At 70.1% G+C, this 15,885-nt stretch carries 23 protein-coding genes and 1 tRNA gene; 3 read left to right on the forward strand and 21 right to left on the reverse strand.

Translation table 11 applies throughout. From position 1 onward, the window contains the following. Positions 1 to 3: 3 nt before the first annotated feature. The 18 genes from IH54_RS0114790 to IH54_RS0114875 form a co-directional block, all read right to left on the reverse strand. Positions 4 to 1,536: a terminase gene (locus IH54_RS0114790; RefSeq protein ID WP_031516792.1), complete on the reverse strand. Its 1,533-nt coding sequence runs from the start codon at positions 1,534 to 1,536 to the stop codon at positions 4 to 6. Beyond that, complete coding sequence (locus IH54_RS0114795) at positions 1,499 to 1,741, reverse strand: hypothetical protein (protein ID WP_031516794.1); 243 nt, start codon at positions 1,739 to 1,741, stop codon at positions 1,499 to 1,501. The genes IH54_RS0114790 and IH54_RS0114795 overlap by 38 nt, the downstream gene beginning before the upstream one ends. A gap of 179 nt (positions 1,742 to 1,920) precedes the next feature. Then, positions 1,921 to 2,211, reverse strand: a complete 291-nt coding sequence (locus tag IH54_RS0114800) for an HNH endonuclease (protein WP_234343522.1) — start codon at positions 2,209 to 2,211, stop codon at positions 1,921 to 1,923. 76 nt (positions 2,212 to 2,287) lie between these two features. Beyond that, positions 2,288 to 2,755, reverse strand: coding sequence for a DUF4429 domain-containing protein (locus IH54_RS0114805; RefSeq protein ID WP_031516798.1), 468 nt, complete (start codon positions 2,753 to 2,755; stop codon positions 2,288 to 2,290). A 78-nt stretch (positions 2,756 to 2,833) separates the two neighbouring features. Further along, entirely contained in the window at positions 2,834 to 3,025 is a 192-nt protein-coding gene (locus IH54_RS39730) for a hypothetical protein (RefSeq protein ID WP_043180881.1), read from the reverse strand. Positions 3,026 to 3,145: 120 nt separating this feature from the next. Next, positions 3,146 to 3,328: a hypothetical protein gene (locus tag IH54_RS0114815; RefSeq protein WP_031516800.1), complete on the reverse strand. Its 183-nt coding sequence runs from the start codon at positions 3,326 to 3,328 to the stop codon at positions 3,146 to 3,148. Between the two features lie 72 nt (positions 3,329 to 3,400). Further along, complete coding sequence (locus IH54_RS0114820) at positions 3,401 to 3,799, reverse strand: helix-turn-helix domain-containing protein (RefSeq protein WP_031516802.1); 399 nt, start codon at positions 3,797 to 3,799, stop codon at positions 3,401 to 3,403. Beyond that, the gene (locus IH54_RS45515; RefSeq protein ID WP_031516804.1) at positions 3,796 to 4,173 is read right to left on the reverse strand and encodes a DUF6907 domain-containing protein; all 378 of its coding nucleotides are present in this window, start codon (positions 4,171 to 4,173) and stop codon (positions 3,796 to 3,798) included. The genes IH54_RS0114820 and IH54_RS45515 overlap by 4 nt, the downstream gene beginning before the upstream one ends. Further along, positions 4,170 to 4,670: a hypothetical protein gene (locus tag IH54_RS0114830; protein WP_031516805.1), complete on the reverse strand. Its 501-nt coding sequence runs from the start codon at positions 4,668 to 4,670 to the stop codon at positions 4,170 to 4,172. The genes IH54_RS45515 and IH54_RS0114830 overlap by 4 nt, the downstream gene beginning before the upstream one ends. After that, complete coding sequence (locus IH54_RS45520; protein ID WP_159011838.1) at positions 4,667 to 4,822, reverse strand: hypothetical protein; 156 nt, start codon at positions 4,820 to 4,822, stop codon at positions 4,667 to 4,669. The genes IH54_RS0114830 and IH54_RS45520 overlap by 4 nt, the downstream gene beginning before the upstream one ends. Positions 4,823 to 4,912: 90 nt before the next feature. Next, positions 4,913 to 5,137, reverse strand: coding sequence for a helix-turn-helix domain-containing protein (locus tag IH54_RS0114840; protein ID WP_031516806.1), 225 nt, complete (start codon positions 5,135 to 5,137; stop codon positions 4,913 to 4,915). Between the two features lie 80 nt (positions 5,138 to 5,217). Then, the gene (locus IH54_RS41600) at positions 5,218 to 5,901 is read right to left on the reverse strand and encodes a hypothetical protein (protein WP_052397442.1); all 684 of its coding nucleotides are present in this window, start codon (positions 5,899 to 5,901) and stop codon (positions 5,218 to 5,220) included. A gap of 297 nt (positions 5,902 to 6,198) precedes the next feature. Then, positions 6,199 to 7,341, reverse strand: coding sequence for an AAA family ATPase (locus IH54_RS0114850; protein WP_052397443.1), 1,143 nt, complete (start codon positions 7,339 to 7,341; stop codon positions 6,199 to 6,201). A 53-nt stretch (positions 7,342 to 7,394) separates the two neighbouring features. Beyond that, positions 7,395 to 8,354 (reverse strand): bifunctional DNA primase/polymerase, encoded by a 960-nt coding sequence (locus IH54_RS41605; RefSeq protein WP_052397444.1) that lies wholly within the window; start codon positions 8,352 to 8,354, stop codon positions 7,395 to 7,397. A gap of 98 nt (positions 8,355 to 8,452) precedes the next feature. Then, entirely contained in the window at positions 8,453 to 8,656 is a 204-nt protein-coding gene (locus tag IH54_RS45525) for a hypothetical protein (protein WP_234343523.1), read from the reverse strand. Between the two features lie 44 nt (positions 8,657 to 8,700). Continuing rightward, positions 8,701 to 9,024 carry a hypothetical protein gene (locus tag IH54_RS0114865; protein WP_031516815.1) on the reverse strand — a complete coding sequence of 108 codons (324 nt, stop codon included), beginning with the start codon at positions 9,022 to 9,024 and terminating at the stop codon, positions 8,701 to 8,703. Continuing rightward, positions 9,021 to 10,247: a DUF6907 domain-containing protein gene (locus tag IH54_RS0114870; RefSeq protein ID WP_031516818.1), complete on the reverse strand. Its 1,227-nt coding sequence runs from the start codon at positions 10,245 to 10,247 to the stop codon at positions 9,021 to 9,023. Before IH54_RS0114870 ends, IH54_RS0114865 begins: the two co-directional genes overlap by 4 nt. Positions 10,248 to 10,306: 59 nt before the next feature. Continuing rightward, the gene (locus IH54_RS0114875; RefSeq protein WP_052397445.1) at positions 10,307 to 10,603 is read right to left on the reverse strand and encodes a helix-turn-helix domain-containing protein; all 297 of its coding nucleotides are present in this window, start codon (positions 10,601 to 10,603) and stop codon (positions 10,307 to 10,309) included. Between the two features lie 131 nt (positions 10,604 to 10,734). On the opposite strand from IH54_RS0114875, the gene IH54_RS45530 reads away from it, so the two are divergent. The 3 genes from IH54_RS45530 (at position 10,735) to IH54_RS45535 (ending at position 13,422) form a co-directional block, all read left to right on the forward strand. Next, entirely contained in the window at positions 10,735 to 11,472 is a 738-nt protein-coding gene (locus tag IH54_RS45530; protein WP_159011840.1) for a helix-turn-helix domain-containing protein, read from the forward strand. A 9-nt stretch (positions 11,473 to 11,481) separates the two neighbouring features. After that, entirely contained in the window at positions 11,482 to 13,086 is a 1,605-nt protein-coding gene (locus tag IH54_RS0114880; protein ID WP_043180883.1) for a site-specific integrase, read from the forward strand. 224 nt (positions 13,087 to 13,310) lie between these two features. Next, positions 13,311 to 13,422: transfer RNA gene (locus tag IH54_RS45535), tRNA-Lys, on the forward strand. 246 nt (positions 13,423 to 13,668) lie between these two features. On the opposite strand, the gene IH54_RS0114885 is transcribed toward IH54_RS45535, so the two are convergent. The 3 genes from IH54_RS0114885 to IH54_RS41610 all read right to left on the reverse strand — a co-directional run bounded on the left by IH54_RS0114885 (position 13,669) and on the right by IH54_RS41610 (position 15,854). After that, positions 13,669 to 14,322, reverse strand: coding sequence for a class I SAM-dependent methyltransferase (locus tag IH54_RS0114885; protein WP_031516824.1), 654 nt, complete (start codon positions 14,320 to 14,322; stop codon positions 13,669 to 13,671). Positions 14,323 to 14,403: 81 nt separating this feature from the next. Further along, positions 14,404 to 14,910 (reverse strand): hypothetical protein, encoded by a 507-nt coding sequence (locus IH54_RS0114890; protein ID WP_031516827.1) that lies wholly within the window; start codon positions 14,908 to 14,910, stop codon positions 14,404 to 14,406. Then, complete coding sequence (locus IH54_RS41610; protein WP_078862205.1) at positions 14,907 to 15,854, reverse strand: ATP-binding protein; 948 nt, start codon at positions 15,852 to 15,854, stop codon at positions 14,907 to 14,909. Before IH54_RS41610 ends, IH54_RS0114890 begins: the two co-directional genes overlap by 4 nt. Positions 15,855 to 15,885 lie beyond the last annotated feature (31 nt).

The raw sequence follows: 15,885 nt of genomic DNA on the forward strand, positions 1-15,885 counted from the left end.
CTCTCATCCGAACGAGTCGGCCACGTCGTAGTCATCGGCGGCCCCGGCGCGGGCGGCGAGCGCCCACTTCGCCAACGTCACCGCCACCAGGGGTGAGATGTCCCGCGAGGACGAGCGGCGGTCCAACGTCCACGCGTCCCCCGCGCGGCGCGTGCGCGCGTCGTTGACCGCGCCGGTCAGCGGCGGCTGGTCGAGGTGCGCAACGCGGCCCTGCCGGATCGCGTCGGCGATCTGCCCGCAGGCCTCGATCATGTCGCCCTGCCGCAGCACCACCAGGTCGCCGCGCTCCGGCTCGTCCGACAGCGTCGGCGCCCGCAGCCCGGCCGCCACCATCTCGTCGACCAGCGAGGCCGCGGGCGACCGCCCGGCCACGGCCACCGCGAGGGGCCGCCACAGCCGCGTCAGCCGGGTCACGGCGGGGACGAGCCACTCCGTCCCCGGCCGCCGGTCGATCAGCTCCAGGTGCGTGCGCCCGTCCTCGCGCAGCGACGCCACGCCGATCGAGGCGTAGTCCCGGGCGTCCGACACGTCGAAGGCCAGCGCCACGTCGCCGCCCGGCCGCCACTTCTCGCCGACCAGGCCCGGCCACTGCGCCTTGGGCACGTTCGGGTCGGTCGGTGGTGTCGGCTTCCGCGTCCGGTTCAGGTACGCCCGGTCGAACTCGGCAGGGTCCAGCTTCACCAGCTCCGCGGCGATGACCGCCTCGGTAACCGTGTGGCCGAGCGCGGGCAGAGTCGCGTACCAGGTCGCCGGGTCGTCACGCGGCATGTCCTCCGGGGCGAACCATTCGAAGTAGCAGACGCCCGGCCACACCCCTGTCTTCCAGGCCTCCTCGATCAGCGCCCGTCCGATGGCCCGCTTCTTGTTCAGCCACACCGACTTGGTGTTGCCGCCAGCGGACGCCCACCACAGCTGGGCCATCGGCCGCGTCGTCATGGCTGGGCTGAACGCCTGCTCCAGCCGGTCGTCCTCGTGTTTGAACGCCTCGTCGATGATTCCGAGGTCCAGGGCAGGACCGTGGCCGGCCGACTCAGTGTTCGCAGTGATGCCCATGCGGGACCGGGTCGCAGGCCACAAGATCTTCTCGTTGCCGTTCGACTTGCGGATCCGCGCCCGCTTCGCCAGGCCGGAGTCTGAGATCTTCTCCCAGAACTCGTCCTCCCAGCGCTGCCGCGCCATGTTTCTGTCCTGCGCCGCATAGATGATGTTCTGCCGGTGCCAGGCCATCGCCCGGTGAACCTGTAGGCCCAGGATCAGCTCAGTCTTGCCCTGCTGCCGCGACACCGAAAGGCCGGCCTCACGGTGGACGAACACCCCGTTCTCGTCCAGTTCAAGGGCGACGTCCGTGACGTACTTCTGCCACGGCATCGGCGGGGCGCCGAGTTTCTCCATGACCTTCCACAGCTTCGGACCCAGCGACTTCCGCGCGGGGTTCCGCGGGGTACCCCAACGCGGCGGGCACTCCAGTCCGTACCGCTCCTTGAGGTCCTCGGCGAACTCAGTCGGGGGAGCCCAGGTCTCCGAGGTCGTCGTCATCGTCAGCGGCCCGCCCCTCCACCAACTGGGCGAGCGTCGCACGTAGCTCGCGGTTCAACTGCGGCAGCAGCTTCCCGTCCTCCCCGCCCCCGCCGTCGATCTCCCGGGCCAGCGTGTAGGCCATCTCCGACAGCGACGGCTCGATCCTGACCAGGTCGCCGAGCTGCTCGATGTCATCCCGGACTGCCTTCTCAACGGGGCCCACTGCCGCCCCCTTCGTGATCGTTCCCTGGCCATCCGACCGGGGAGAGAAAAAGAAAAGGTGGGCGTGGGGCTGCCAGCGGGCCCGCTCTAAAAAATCTTCGAGTTTCTGACCTGCGACTTTGCGAGACTCACATCAGTGCAGGTCAGGCCCCTGCCCGTGTGCTGCGGCGGTCGGGAGCCTCATGGTCCGGCGTACCAGTCGACCGAGGTGACCAGCCGGGCGCCGCCGATGCGGTCGCTCTTCTCGTTGTTGCACTTGCGCCCGCAGGTGGGGCAGCCGGCAACGCCGTGGATCGGCGCGAGGTTGTCGGGGTCGAGCTTGGCGCCGCCCTTGCTGACGGGGATCAGGTGGTCGGCGGCGTCGGCTTCGCGGTGTCCGCACCAGTGGCAGGTGTCGGACTCGGCGAGGATCCGGGCGCGGAGCTGACGGTAGGCGTAGGAGGTGAGTTCGCCGCGGTCGGCCACGCTCACCTCCGAAGCTGATCGGCGCCCCGCTTGCCCGGGGTCGGGGCGCCGCCACGGTCCTTGCGGATACGGGGCCTCTGTGTCAGCCGCCGATGAGCCGGGCCTTGGCCTGCTCGAAGTCGGCGTCGCTGATGATGCCCTGCTGGCGAAGGGCTGCGAGCTTGCCGAGTTCGTCGGCGACGGAGCCGCCGAAGGAGGCCGTGGCCTGCTGCGGGGCATGCCGGGCGGCGATCGCCTCGTCGATGGCCTGACGGATCGGCTCGAAGGCCGGCTGCTGGCGGGCGCCGAAGGTCACGGTGTTCTCGTCCCGCTTGGCGTCGGACCCGGTCTGCCCAGGCTTGCTGCGCCGCTCGACGCCACCGGCAAGGGTGAACTGGATGAAGCCGGTGGCGAGGCTGGCTTTGCGCCACTGGACGGCGGTGATGCTGGCGACGGGGATGCGCTTCTCGCCGCCGCCGACGAGCACGCGGGCGCTGAATCCGGTGCGCTCGATCGTGACGGTCTGGCCGTCGAAGTGGATAGTGCCGTTGGTGCCCTTGGCGCTGAGCATGTGCCCCCCTCTGTCGGTTGGGCGGCAGCTTCGCACTGCACGTCCTAGCGTGTGGGGGTTGTGACGGACCTGTGACGATCAGGTGTGCTCCGGCCAGTGCCAGGTGCCGGACTCGGTGCCCTCGGCGAGAGGGAGCGGATGCGTATCGGTGCCGAAGAGCGTGAACACGGTGAGGCTGGCCCGCTTGCCGTCCGTGCCGGTGATGATCGCGGCTCGGCACTCGCCTCGCTCGTTGTAGTGGACGATCCGGCCGACGCTGGGCTGCGGCATAGCGGCTCCCTCCGAGAGTGCCGCAGGCCCCGGACCGTGTGGTCGACGGGGCCTGCGTGTGTCTGTGTCCGGGCATACCGGTTCTGCTGCACTGAGTGTTACAGCACGTGAAGCGGCTGGTCAAGCCGCCTTGGCCTGGGTGTGGTTGTGGACTTCGGCGAGGTCGACGAGGGCGCGGCCGCGGTGGTCGTGTCCGTGGTGGGTGAGCTTGCCGCGGTGGAGCCAGGAGCGGAGGAGCGCGGGGGTGACGCCGGTGGCGAGGTGGGCGGCGTGGGTGTCGACCAAGGTGGGCGTCGTGCTCATGCTCCCAGTGTGCGCTACGTGCGCTGAACGCTCGGCAGGTGACAAATTCTGGTCACCTGCCGAGCGCGCGTGCTACATGGGGGCAGTTGCACCGCTGGTGATGACGTGGACTCTGGGGCGGGCGCCGCGCGGCACGTCGCCGTAGTCCCACGCCGACCGGTACGAGTCGGCGAGCAGCTGCACGGCGAGCGTCACCGCGGCACCGGGCTCCAGTCCTGCCTGGGCGAGCACGGCGAGGTCGTCGCGGAAGTCCGGGTCGTCGGGCAGGGGCAGCGTGGCGGGCCCGTCGGCAGGCGGCGGCGCAGTGTCCGGCGCACCTTCCGGCGCGGCGGCGGCGCAGTCGGCGGCGCGCCACCGGCGCACCGTCGACTCGCCGACACCGACCCGCTTCGCGATCGCCCGGTTGCTCAGTCCCTCCTCGGCGAGCGTGCGCACCTTGGCGCGGCGCCGGGCCCTGGCCGCGGCCGTCACCGCCCGTCTCCCAGTCGGCTCTCGATGGCGACGCGGCGCGCCATTCGGCGCACCTTCACGGCGGCTTCGAGCAGGTCGGCGGCGAGCCCTTCGAGGCCGGCCGAGTCGTACTCGGGGTCGCCGTCCGGCAGGTGCACGGAGACGTACACGCCGTTGCCCGGGGCGCTCAGCCCGTAGGGCCACTGCGACAGTGCCATCCTCAGCAGCTCGTACCTCCCGCGCGGCGAGTCAACCGTGACGACGTGATCAACCCCGGCGTGGTGGATGTCGGAGCGGTGGGCACCGTCGCGGTGGTGGCCGGTGCACCACATCGGCTCGGGGATGGTGACGGGCCCGTGGTCGCTGGTGTTGATGGTGACGGTGCGCTCGTTCACCCCGCACCCCCGGCCTGCTCGAGGGACTGCCACACGGTGTAGGTGACGGCGCTGTCGGCGGTGCGCTCGGCCAGCCGCTCGACGACCCCGGGCAGGTCGGCCTGCTGGTCGAGGACGCTGTTGAGCGCGATGCGTGCGCTGACCGTGCGCTCGTGCAGAAGGCGCGCGCGGGCCTGCTCGTCGGCGTCGGTGAGGGCGGCGCGCGGCACGTCGAGGGCGGCGCGGAGGGCGGCGAGGAGGTCGAGGACGCCGCTGGGCAACGTGGACTCGCCCCGGGGGGTGTCCTTCGCGGCGGCGGGCTCGGTGGTGTCGTCGGCGGTCTCGTTCTGGCAGCGGCGGGAGCAGATGAGCATCTGCGCGCCGGACGGCCAGCGGGCGCCGGAGGGGTCGGGGAGCCAGGGGCCGCCGCGGTTGCCGCAGAGGTGGCACTCGGGCAGGTCGGGCTCGGGGCGGGTCATCGCGGCCCGGAGGGCGGCGGTCGCGTCGGGGGTCGTCACCTGGTCACCGCCGGGCGGATGCTGCCGGTGATTCCGGCGGGAGTGGCGGTGATGCGGGTCGTGCGGCCGCCGGTGCGGCGGATGATGCCCGCGGCGACGAGGCGCCGGGGCGGGCGCGTCTGGGCGCGCGGGGGCATGGCAAACTCAGCCATAGCCGTCTCCTTGCTCTGATCAGGGAGTTCGGTCAGGCCCCGGTCGGTGTTGGTAGCACCGGCCGCGGGCCGTTTTCAGTTGTGGGGCGGTTACACCGGCTTGTCGCCGGTGGCCTTCTTCTGCAGCGCCTTGATGGCCTGGTTGACGCTGGCCCGGGTGACCCCGAGTTCGCGCGCGACGGCGGCCTGGGAGCCGAGTTCGGCGACGCCGTCGAGGAGGGCTTGAGCCCTCTCAGTGGCTGACGCCTGGACGGCCTTCAGCGCATCGGCGTGGGCGGCTACGGCGGCGTCATGGCGCTCTTTCCATGTGGTCACGTCCCTCCTAGTACCGGAAGCGGTGACGGTCCCACAACTGTAAGCACTAGGGTTAACGTGCGTCAAGGCTGGTGCTGACGTCACGCCGCGTCGCTCCGTGCGGGCGCCGCCAGCTCGTCCTGGGCGCGCCGAAGGGCCAGCCACACACCAGGCGGATAGGTGGCGCCGCACCACTGGCAGCGCACCACCGACTCGCGATCGGGCAGGAGCAGCGGCGCCCCGCACGGCCTACCGTCCACAACCTGTGGACACGGCCCCATGCGGGCCGCGAGTTCCGGCTCACCGGCCACCGTGCGGACGTCGTTGAACAGGTCCCGGATCTCGGCCGCGAAGTCCCCGGCCGCCGGCCACTCCGCCGCCACCCAGCCGAGGTGCTCGCGCAGCACCCCCGCCGCGTCCACGACGCGGGCGCCCAGGTCGCCCGTCACTGCCGGCCCGGGGCGGCGCATCGCGTCGAGCAGGGCGTTGCGCCAGGACGGCAGCACCGCGAACTGGGCCCGCAGGTCGAGCCCCGCCAAGTTCGGCGTCGGCGGCTCCACCGTCCGGGCCCGCGGCCCGTCGTCGGCCGGGCGCTGCCTGGTCCGGAACAGCATCAGCGTCAGCTCGTCGTACATCACCGGGAGCTGCTTCAGGCGGTCGCCGGTGTCGAGGCGGCAGTTCTCGCACAGGTAGGAGTCGAGGACCGTGGTGCGCTCGCACAGGGCGCAGGCGGCGCAGGCGCGAGCAGGCGCTGCGTTCGACCCAGCGGTGCAGTCGTTGATCATGCTCCTTCTCCTACACACAAATTTGATTGATGTGATTGACGGGATTGGATCTGACCTGCGGCTTTTCGATGACGGGATTGGTGACGGGAATGAAGGATCGTTGACGGGATTGAGGAAGCTTGACGGGATTGGCCCTGACCTGCGGGTTTGCGGCTGCCGCGCAGGTCGGACCCAATTCCGGCGGCTGGCCCAATCCCGTCACCAATCCCGTCAAGCTCGACCCGGAGAGAACCGCAGGTCAAGGCCATTCCCGTCAATGCCGTCAATCCCGTCAGGTGTGTACGCGCGCGCGAGGGCTCAGGCACTGACCGGCTCCTCGGTCCAGGCCTCGGGCAGGTACCAGTGGGCGCCCTTGTCCCTGCCGAAGCCCTGCTGGCGGGACTTGACGCCGAGCTTCCGCTTCGCCCGGTCGATCGTCGAGTCGCTGAGGCCCGCCGCCTTGGCGCACTTCTTGATCTCCTGCATGCGCTCCGAGCCGCCCATGTCCGTGAGGAAGTCGCGCAGCCACGTGACGCCCTCGCCGAGGGCTCCCTGGTCGCCGGGGATGCCCTCGCTGCGCATGACCTCGCGGACGGAGGTGGTGCTCTCCGGGCCGAGGACGAAGCGCGAGACGTAGGAAGGCCCTTCGTCGGTCTCGACGACGGCGGGCTGGATCGCGTACTGGAACGACGGCAGCCCGAGCCGACCGAGGTTGTTCTTCTCCAGGCTCATGACGAACTCCTCGTTGCCGTCCTCGTCTTCCTGCCGGGCGAAGGCGATCAGGGAACGGATGAGCTGGCCGAACGCCCCGGATCCCGCCACGCGGCTGAGGGGGTCGGCGCCGCCGGCCTTGGTGAAGTGGGCCAGGCCCAGGATGGTGAAGGCGTGACGGTCGGCCGCGGCGACCAGGGGTTCGAGGGCTGAGCGGACCTCAGCGGCCCGGTAGTCGTTGATGCTGCTGTCGATCATCGAAAGCAGCGGGTCGGCGACAAGCAGGGCGACGCTGTACTCCTCGGCCGCCTTGCCCATGAGGGAGATGTCCTTGGGCAGCGTCAGCCGGGCGTGCAACTCCTCGTCGTCGACCACGTCGACCCGGAAGACCCGCTCCATGTCGGCGCCGGCCGCGACGAGTCGAGGGGCGATGGTGTAGGACCAGGAGTCCTCGGTGGCCGCGTAGATGACGCCCCGGGGCTTGCCCATCAGCTCGCCGGGAAGCGTGCCGGTGGTGACCCGCGCGGTCATCCAGCAGGCGAACTGCGACTTGCCGAGCCCCGGGCCGCCGGCGGCGATCCCGAGGGAGTTCAGCGGCAGTCGTCCGTGCGAGGTGGGCGCGGCGGCGGGCGGTGTGGTGTCCCACAGCCACCGGACGGGGCGCATGCGGATCTTCGAGGCGGGGGTGAGGATGAGGCGGCGCGCCCTGCCGTCGTCCACGGTGGGCGGCTCGTCGGGGAGCGGCGGCACAGCTCCCGCCCATGGGTCGGCATCTCCGACCGCCGGTGCCTCGACAGGGGCCGTCACGCTGCCCCCCGGCGGCCGACGTACTCGAAGGCCGACTCGATCGCCTGGTGGATTTCGTTCTCGCTCCGCTGGGCGATGCGCGCCGCGGCATGAATCTCGGCCCGCACGTCGGCCTCGGCGCACCGGCCTGCCTGCACGAGGTAGGCGGCGGCCGTGGTGACTGAGCACAGCACCCGGTGCCGCTGGCCCTCGGGAGCGGCGGCCAGCTGCGCGGCGAGATCAGCCAGGGTGGTGCGACCGCGGTCGCTGGTCGGCCGCCGCGCGGGCGCGGGGCGCACCGCCGACGGCGGCTTGGGCATGTGCCCGGTACCTTCCAGGTGGTGGAGAAGCCACTTCGGAGCGGCGAGCGGGTCCAGACCGGCGCTCAGCCGCCGGTACTCGCCGTCCGTGGTGACGCTGGTGGGGGCGACGATGTACCCGCCGGTGGCCCGCACGTCGATGTTCCACCCGAAGGCGCCCTCGGATTTGTTGACGGTGACGCCGGGCGGCAGCGTCCAGTACAGGTGCAGGCCACGGCTGGGCGTGCCGACGATCAGGGTGCTGCTGGGGAACGCCTGCCCGTACCGTTCCAGCGCCAGGGCGAAGACGTCGCCGCCGTCGGCGACGCCCATGCTGTCGTACTGCTGCGGCGGCGGCGAGCCGTCCTTGTTGGTGTCCAGGTCGACCACCACGAGCCGGGCCGGGCCGGTGGCGATGCCGATGTTCATCTCGGGGTAGCGAGCGAACCAGTCGGCGACGCGCTCGGGGTCGGTCGAGGCGATGTGGAAGCCGTGGCAGGTGTCAGGGCGGTGAGGGCAGTCGTCGACGCCGCGGTGGGGCTGGTAGTCGGGGGACTTGCTGCTGCACAGGCGGCAGTGCCGCAGGGGCTTCTTCGCGCCGGGGGTCAGGGGGAAGACCGGCCAGCCGCGTGCGATGAAGGCGGCGGCGGCGCGCTGGCGGCTCTGCGAGGTGTTCACGAACGGTGGCTCATTTCTTGTCCGTGCCGAACGGGCTTGTGTCCGTGGCGCGCGGGGCCGGGTCTGGGGGTTGCCCAGCCCCGCGCGCGCAGAGCGGCCTATCCAGCGCACCGCCGCTGGGCGACAAGCTCCTCGCCCACGTTGGTGATCGCTTCGTGCCAGCGCCGCACCGCGGCTCGGATGGAGTGGGTGGAGGGCTGCTCTTCGAGGTCGGCTCGGATCGCGCCGAGGGTGACGTGGAAGCGTGCCTGCTCGGCGACGAGCGCCAGGTGTCGGGCGCCCTGGTCGTCGTCTTCCGCCACCGGCGGATGGGTGTGGGCCGGCCACTCGCCGGGACCAGGGGCGGTCACCGGGATGCCGCCGCAGCTCGGACGATCTGGCCGACGATCTCGGCGTAGTGCTGCTCGCAGGCCGGGTAGTCGTACCTGAGGTTCGGCCTGGCGTAGAAGCTGACGACCTGCCGCGCGGTCGTCGGGCAGCCCGTGCACCGGTAGGCCGGGTTGTTGTGTGGCGAGTCCGGGCCGTCGGGGCAGTCGCACCAGGTGCAGCGGGTCTTGCCGTCGGCGGCCGTGATGGCGAGGGGCAGCAGGCTGGGGTCGGCGGCAGCGTCGCGTGCAGCGGCCAGTACCTGGTCGGACCAGAAGGTCTCCAGTGGGGTCCGTGCGCTCACTTCTGCCCGCCGTTCTTCGCCCAGTCCTCGCGCGCCATGACGAGCGCGGGCAGCACCTGCTGCTCCAGGCGGTCGGCCTGCGCCCGGAGCTTCGCCACGAAGTCGGCGACCCCTGCCGGGTCGAAGGGGCCGATCCACTCGTCTCCGCCGGCCACGGCCTCCACGTTGACGTGAGGGACGCGGTCTGCGGGGTTCCTGCCGTGCGGGGTGCACTGGATGTGGGGCAGGAGGATCGATTCCTCGCCGCGGTAGCGCCCCTGGTCGCCCGGGATCTCGACCAGCACGGTCTGGCCGTCGTAGTCACGCCGGTGGTAGACGTCCTCCAGGTGGTTCTCCAGCCGACCGGCGGGGATGCCTTCCTTGGACGGGTCGGTGTCGGCCCACGGGGGCAGGTGCCCCGTGACCTTGGCCCCGCGGTCGGTGGTGATGGTCCACTGGCGGGCGGGCGGCTGAGCTTCCGGCGTCTTCGGCGGCTCGGTCTGGACGTCGGCCGCGAGCGAGCTGATCATCGCGTCGACCTTGGGCAGCAACGCGGCCAACTGATTGCGGAAGTCGATGGCGCCGTCGAGGTCCAGGTCGGTGGCCGAGCCCATCTCGGGGGTCACCGCCATCGTCCTCGGCCCGTCGTAGCCGCCGAGCTCCTCCCTGCTGGGGTCGAACAGGTAGACCTTCAGCAGCGCACCGTCCGTGCCGACGGCCTTGATGGTCTCGGCCGATTCGTAGCTCGTCGGCGGGGTGTAGGCGGCCTGGCCGTCGAGGATGTCGGCCAGGGCCTCGATGCGCGGCAGGGCCGCGCGGAGCTTGGCGGCCTCGCGGCGGGCTCCGGCCGCGGTGACCTCGCAGTCGCCGATCATCACCGCCGCACCCGCGCCGCGGGCGCCGGTGGCGGGGTCGTCCTCGCTGACCAGCCTGGCCTCGACGTAGGGCGACTCGGCGTGGCCGTGGTTGTGGGCCTCGTCCACGCCGCACTCGACGTGGACGGTGACGGGCTCGGAGTTGTGCCAGGTGTGGTCGCCGCGCTCGATGCACCACGGGTGCACGGGGCACTGCTCGACCTCGATGGCCGGCACGACCTCCGGGGTCTCGGTGTTCTGGGGGAGGCCGACGAAGCCGCGGCCCTTGCCGGTCGTCGACGTCTTGCCCGACGGCGGGACGGTGGCGGCGAGGGTGACCTTCGGGACGGAGGGCGCCACGGCGGGCGGCGCCTCGGTACGCTGGGACATGAGGATCCTTCCGGCGGCGGCACTGATGGGGTGGCTAGACCCCGGGTGTCGCCGTTCTGCTAGTTAGCGCTGGTGAGGGAAGCGTTCTCGATAGGCGCGGCCGGGTGGCTAGACCCGGCCGCGTCGTCGTTGTCCGGGGCGACACGCAGCACCCGGAGCAGGTCGGCGGTGATGACCCGGTAGGACTTGCCCGCCCGGATGACCTCGCAAGGGAATTCCCCGCTGCGTGCTAGGGCGTAAGCGGTGGTCCGGCCGATCGCGAAGGCTCGCCCTGCAGTCACGACGTCGACGCTCGCGGGCAGAGCGAGCAGCTCCGCGCGTGTCAATCCGTGCTGGTCAGTGCTGCTCTGTGTCATGAGATGGCACCTTGCTCATGGGCTGTGTTCACTGCACACAGCCTTCTCGTTGTCTTGCTGGATGTCAAGTCCTGCCGTACTGTGCTGTCATGACACAACCTGGACGGGATGACGTGACGGGCCCCTCGCGTGTGACCGACAGCTTCCGGCCCGAAAACTGGCCTGAAGACTGGCCTAGGCTCATCACCTTGGTTGCCGCGAAGCGCATCAAGTCTTCGAGAATTGATCGAAAAATGAGCGCGCAGCAGCTTTCCGAGCGCTGTGCTGAACTCGGCGTGCCTATCGCTCGATCGGTCCTTGCAAACCTTGAAAGTGGCCGGCGGACATCGATCGCCCTTCATGAAATCCTTGTATTGTCTCGGGCTCTGAAGGTATCGCCGATCTCTCTTTGTTTCCCGCTCGGAGATGTTGAGAAATTCATCCCCACGCCAAATGAATCCGTTGATACCTGGGATTGCTTCAAGTGGTTCACTGGGGAAGCGCCGTTTCCCGGCGAGCCCCCCTCGGGCCTTCCTCGAGAAGTCATCGATACCGAGGATGCGCAGAAGTACGCGTTCCTGAGGGGGTTTAATGACATGGGCGGGCTGTTCCGGCATCATGAGCGCTACGCGGAGCATGTCAGATCCGCGCGAAATGCTCTGGATGTAGATAGGGCAAGGGCTGCGAAGTTCCGCGACGCGGAAGAGACGAGAGACCTCAGCGAGAGGCTACTTGAAATGTCTCAAAAGAGTCTTCGTAGTGCTGAATATCAACTAGTCGAACTGCGAAGGGTGATGCGAGATGCGGGCTTGGCGGTGCTCCCACCTCTAGGGGATCTCGCTTACATCGAAGATGAAGCATCAGCCGATCCCTTGAATACTGGGAAATGAGGCGGGTAAATGCCAAGTACGCGGAGAGCGGGCGGTGTCTCGAAGCGGTGTGAATGCCGCGGCCAGGATGGAAAGCTACTCGGCACCGCGTGCCCGCAGCTCACGAAGAAGAACCACGGCGCGCCGTTCGTGCGCCAGGAACTGCCCCTCGACGCCGACGGTAGGCGCCGGCAGTTCCGCCGCACCGGCTATGCGGGTGTGAAGGAGGCCCAGGCCGACCTCGACCGCGTGCGGGCCGTCCTAGACCTCGCTGGCGACGACCCGGACGCGCAACGCCGCGTCGGTGACCTCCTCGCCACCATCGCCCGCGACCGGGCGAAGATCCCCGACGCCACCGAGGTGAAGCGCAAGCTCGGCGTCGGCGTGCCCCTCGACGGCGCCATGACCGTAGGCGACTGGCTCGACACCTGGCGCGCCGCCAAGAAGACCCGCGACACCACCAACGCCGGGTACGACTCCCATATCCGCGTCCACCTGAAGCCGCACCTCGGCCACCACCGCCTCGACCGGCTCGGCGTTGCCCCGGTGCAGGCGATGTTCGACGCCATCGACGACCAGAACGAGGTCATCGCCGCGGAGAACGCCGCACGGCGCGAGCAGGCGGCCCGCTGCAAGCGGTCCCGCCCCGGCGTCCCCCGCGCCTTCGAGCGCCAGCAGATCGCCGAGCAGATCGCCGTGGAGAAGGCCAAGCTCGCCGACATGAAGCCCTACCGGCGCATCACCGGGCCGGCCACCAAGCAGCGCATCCGCGCCACCCTGCGCGCCGCCCTCAACGCGGCCATCGCCCGGCAGCTCATCACCTTCAACGCAGCCGAACACGTCGAGCTGGCGTCCGGCCGCCGGCCGAAGCCTCTGCTCTGGACGGCCGCGCACACCGCGCGCTGGCGCGAGACCGGCGAGAAGCCGTCCGCGGTGATGGTCTGGACACCGGTGCAGATCGGCGCGTTCCTCGACGCCGCCCAGGAGCACCGCCTGTACGCCTTCTTCCACCTGATCGCTTTCCGCGGCCTGCGGCGCGGCGAGGGTGTCGGCCAGGACTGGACCGGGGTCGACCTCGACGGCGGCCTGCTCACCGTGGCGAGGGAGATCGTCGTCGGCGCAGACGGCTGGACCCCGGTCGAGACCGAGCCGAAAACGGACGGCTCGGCCGCCACCATCGCGCTCGACAGTGCCACCGTGGAAGTCCTGCGCGAGCACCGCGCCCGCCAGGTTGCGGAGCGCGCCGCGTGGAACGCGGAGGCCGACCGGAAGCGCGCGGCGAACGAGGACGCGCCACGGTGGGCCGAGACCGGCAAGGTCTTCGTCCAGGAAGACGGTAGCTGGCTGCACCCGGACACCGTCTCGAAGGAGTTCCGCCGGATCTACGAGGCGGCCGGCCTGCCGCCGATCAACCTACGAGACCTCCGGCACTGCGCGGCCACCCTCATTCACGCTGGCGGCGGAGATCTGCACGCGATCAAGGAGACGCTGCGGCACTCCACGATCGTGCTCGCGTCCGATACCTATACCTCGCTGCTGCCCGAGGTGGACCGAGAGATCGCCGAGAAGGCCGCAGCTGTGGTTCCGCGCGCACGCAAGGCGCCGGCACCCACCGCTGGCGAGCCGACGGGGTGACGCCGTAATCACGGAGCAGGTCGTGGAAGCGATAGCCCGAATGACGGAGGCGGGCAGTATCGTGGAGGGTATCGAGGGACTGCTGGTGAAGGGCCACCGACCTGCGGGTCGGGGGCCCTTTCTGCTGGCCCGCTGCTGGCCCGAACGCCACGGAACTCCCCGATAATGGGCGACACAAGACGGCACAGAGCATCAAGAAGACACCCGCATTGAGCTGCACAAGTGGGCAGTTGGCGGCACGGAACGGCACAGTGGAGAATTGGGCGATAGACGACGCCATGCACCCGGCGGAGACTTTTAATCCATTGGTTGTGGGTTCGAGTCCCACACGGCCTACCGCATCGGCCCTTCTTCGAGGGCGCCGACCTGCGGTTCCTGTGCCCCGACCGTCCCCGGACGGTCGGGGCACAGTCGTGTCCGGGGGCGTGCGTGAGCGGCTGTCCGGTGCACGTACGGTCCCGGCTGACGCGGGGCGCCGGGCCGGACCGATGGCGCCCGGGTACTGGGGGAGACGACGCGGCCTCTGCCCGTCCGCTGTCTGCCGCAGACCGCAGGCGCGAGGCACCCGAGCTGGGCTCGGCGTCAGGCCTGGGCGCGGACCAGGAGCGTGCCAATGTGGTCGGGCTCGGGGGCGTCCAGGACACGGGCTTGAGGAGCGGTGAAACCGGCCCGGGCCAGCAGGCGTTCCCATACGGGCGGGCGGTAGCTGTAGCGGTAGGTGAACATGGCCTTCCCCGCGAAGCCACCCTTGTACATGCCCTGTGGGCCGTAGGCGCCCGGGATCGCGGGTGGCTGGGAGAAGACGAAGGTCCCGCCGGGATTGAGTCGGCGGCGGACGAGTGGGAAGAGCTTCGACGGGTCGGCGAACCAGGCCGCGCCGAAGATCGAGTACACCGCGTCGTAGGTCTCCGCTGTGGAGCCGAGGTAGTCCAGCACTTCGGCGCAGTGGAACTGCGCTCCTGACGGCGCCCAGCGCTCAGCGATCTTCCCGACCATCACCGGAGACAGGTCCACGCCTGTGGCCTTCACGCCGTTCTGCGCCAGGTGGGCGAGAGCGCGTCCGGTGCCGCAGCCGATCTCCAGGACGCTGCCCGGGTCGCCCAGGAGTTCAGGGCCGGGGCCGTGGTCGGCGTACTGCGTCCAGCGGAAGACCGGCTCGGCTTCGTCCTTGAAGGCGGTGCGGGCGTAGGCGTCCCACAGTTCGGTCTCGGCGACGATGTCGTGTTGCGCAGGCATATGTGTCCTCTGCTTGCCGAAGAAAGCGGCGCCTCGCCCCATGATGCCCGCAGGCACCGGACGAGCGGGGCACCGTTCGGTTCAGTGGCTGTCGGGGACCTTGTTGTCGCACGGCGAGCAGTCCGTGCCGTCGATCGCCCACAGCTCCTCGTCGATGTCGAAGCCGATCGAGGTGAGGAAGTCCGCGGTGCGAAGGCACAGGCCGTCGCTGCGGCGCTCGATGAACGGGGCGTGGTGCTTGTACCGGCCGCCGTTGTACAGGTCGCAGATCGCGAACCACACGGGCGTGTCGAGGATGAGCTGGTGGACCCCGATGTCGACGAGTTTGCCGACGCCCAGGTGCACCTCGGGGTGCTCGATGCAGGCGAGGGTGTACATGACGGCGTTGCCGAGGATCCGTTCGGCCATGTCGCGGACCATGGTGTGGTCACGCAGCAGGAGGGCGATCTCGCGGTCCCAGAGGGTCATGCCGCTGTCGAGGATGTTGACGGTCAGGTGCGCGATGTGGGGCAGGACGGCGTTGAGGAGTTCCTTCGGGTCCCGACTGCGCAACCCGATACCGGTGTCGATCTGGACGGCTGTGGTCATGGTGCTGTCCTCCTATTCTGGGGTTGGGTAAGGCTTCTGGAGTGGGCGATCCAGTTCTCGCGGGCGGCGGTGAGGGCGGGGCGGATCTTCTGGTCGAGGAGGTCGGCGTGCTCGCGGAGCTTGGCGGCGATCTCGGTGAGCTGGTGGGGGTCGAGTCCGAGGATCCAGTGGCCTTCGGCGAGTTGGAGGTTGGCGACGGGGATGCGCTTACGGGGGTCGGGGTCGTGGGGGTTGCAGTCGATGCTGCCTTCGAGGACGGGTTCGTCCTGGGGGCCGTCCCAGCGGTCGGGGGCGGTGACGGGCATGAGCGGGCCCTCGAAGAAGGTGCGGTGGTTGACGAGGGCCAGCCGTTGCGGCAGCTCTTCGACCGGGACGTCGATCTCGGTGGGGTCGTCCTCGGCCCAGTCGGGCAGGTAGCCCTCGCTGACGGTGCCGTCCGTGGTGGTGATCGTCCACGTGCCCGGCGTGCTCCAGGGCGGCGGCTGCTCGCGGGCCCCGACCTCGAACCAGACGACCTTCCCGGCGGGGTCGTCGGCGCTGCCCCAGTCCGCGGCGAGCGCGTCCACGAGCAGCAGCCCCCGCCCTCCCTCTGCGTCGAGCGAACCGTGCCGCGGCTTCGGCCGTACGGGACTGGCGTCCGTGACCTCCACCCGCACTCGGGCGCCGGTCCACCGTACGGCCACGACGCACGGGGCCTGGGCGTGCCGGATCGCGTTGGTGACGATCTCGCCAGTCAGCAGGCCCAGGTCGTCGAACATCACGCCCGTGAACGGCACACGCCATCCGCGCACCACGCTGAGCACTTCACGCCGGGCCGCCGTGACAGCCGCCTCGTCTGCCGACACGTGGAATCTGCGGCTGATGGCAGGGCGTAGGTCGCTTGCGTTCAGCCGGGCAGGGGGAACAGCCGACATCGTCTTATCCGGCGCGATGGTGTGGCACATGTCAGGGAGACCCTTCTTTGGGCTGAAGCGG

Source organism: Streptomyces sp. NRRL F-5123, from assembly GCF_000721495.1.
GTDB lineage: Bacteria > Actinomycetota > Actinomycetes > Streptomycetales > Streptomycetaceae > Actinacidiphila.

Excerpts from the sequence above, each read along its gene's own strand:
- IH54_RS0114790 (WP_031516792.1), bottom strand. The coding sequence starts at position 1,536 with ATGACGACGACCTCGGAGACCTGGGCTCCCCCGACTGAGTTCGCCGAG.
- IH54_RS0114805 (WP_031516798.1), bottom strand. The coding sequence starts at position 2,755 with ATGCTCAGCGCCAAGGGCACCAACGGCACTATCCACTTCGACGGCCAG.
- IH54_RS39730 (WP_043180881.1), bottom strand. The coding sequence starts at position 3,025 with ATGCCGCAGCCCAGCGTCGGCCGGATCGTCCACTACAACGAGCGAGGC.
- IH54_RS0114815 (WP_031516800.1), bottom strand. The coding sequence starts at position 3,328 with ATGAGCACGACGCCCACCTTGGTCGACACCCACGCCGCCCACCTCGCC.
- IH54_RS45520 (WP_159011838.1), bottom strand. The coding sequence starts at position 4,822 with ATGGCTGAGTTTGCCATGCCCCCGCGCGCCCAGACGCGCCCGCCCCGG.
- IH54_RS41600 (WP_052397442.1), bottom strand. The coding sequence starts at position 5,901 with ATGATCAACGACTGCACCGCTGGGTCGAACGCAGCGCCTGCTCGCGCC.
- IH54_RS0114870 (WP_031516818.1), bottom strand. The coding sequence starts at position 10,247 with ATGTCCCAGCGTACCGAGGCGCCGCCCGCCGTGGCGCCCTCCGTCCCG.
- IH54_RS0114875 (WP_052397445.1), bottom strand. The coding sequence starts at position 10,603 with ATGACACAGAGCAGCACTGACCAGCACGGATTGACACGCGCGGAGCTG.
- IH54_RS0114880 (WP_043180883.1), top strand. The coding sequence starts at position 11,482 with ATGCCAAGTACGCGGAGAGCGGGCGGTGTCTCGAAGCGGTGTGAATGC.
- IH54_RS0114885 (WP_031516824.1), bottom strand. The coding sequence starts at position 14,322 with ATGCCTGCGCAACACGACATCGTCGCCGAGACCGAACTGTGGGACGCC.
- IH54_RS0114890 (WP_031516827.1), bottom strand. The coding sequence starts at position 14,910 with ATGACCACAGCCGTCCAGATCGACACCGGTATCGGGTTGCGCAGTCGG.
- IH54_RS41610 (WP_078862205.1), bottom strand. The coding sequence starts at position 15,854 with ATGTGCCACACCATCGCGCCGGATAAGACGATGTCGGCTGTTCCCCCT.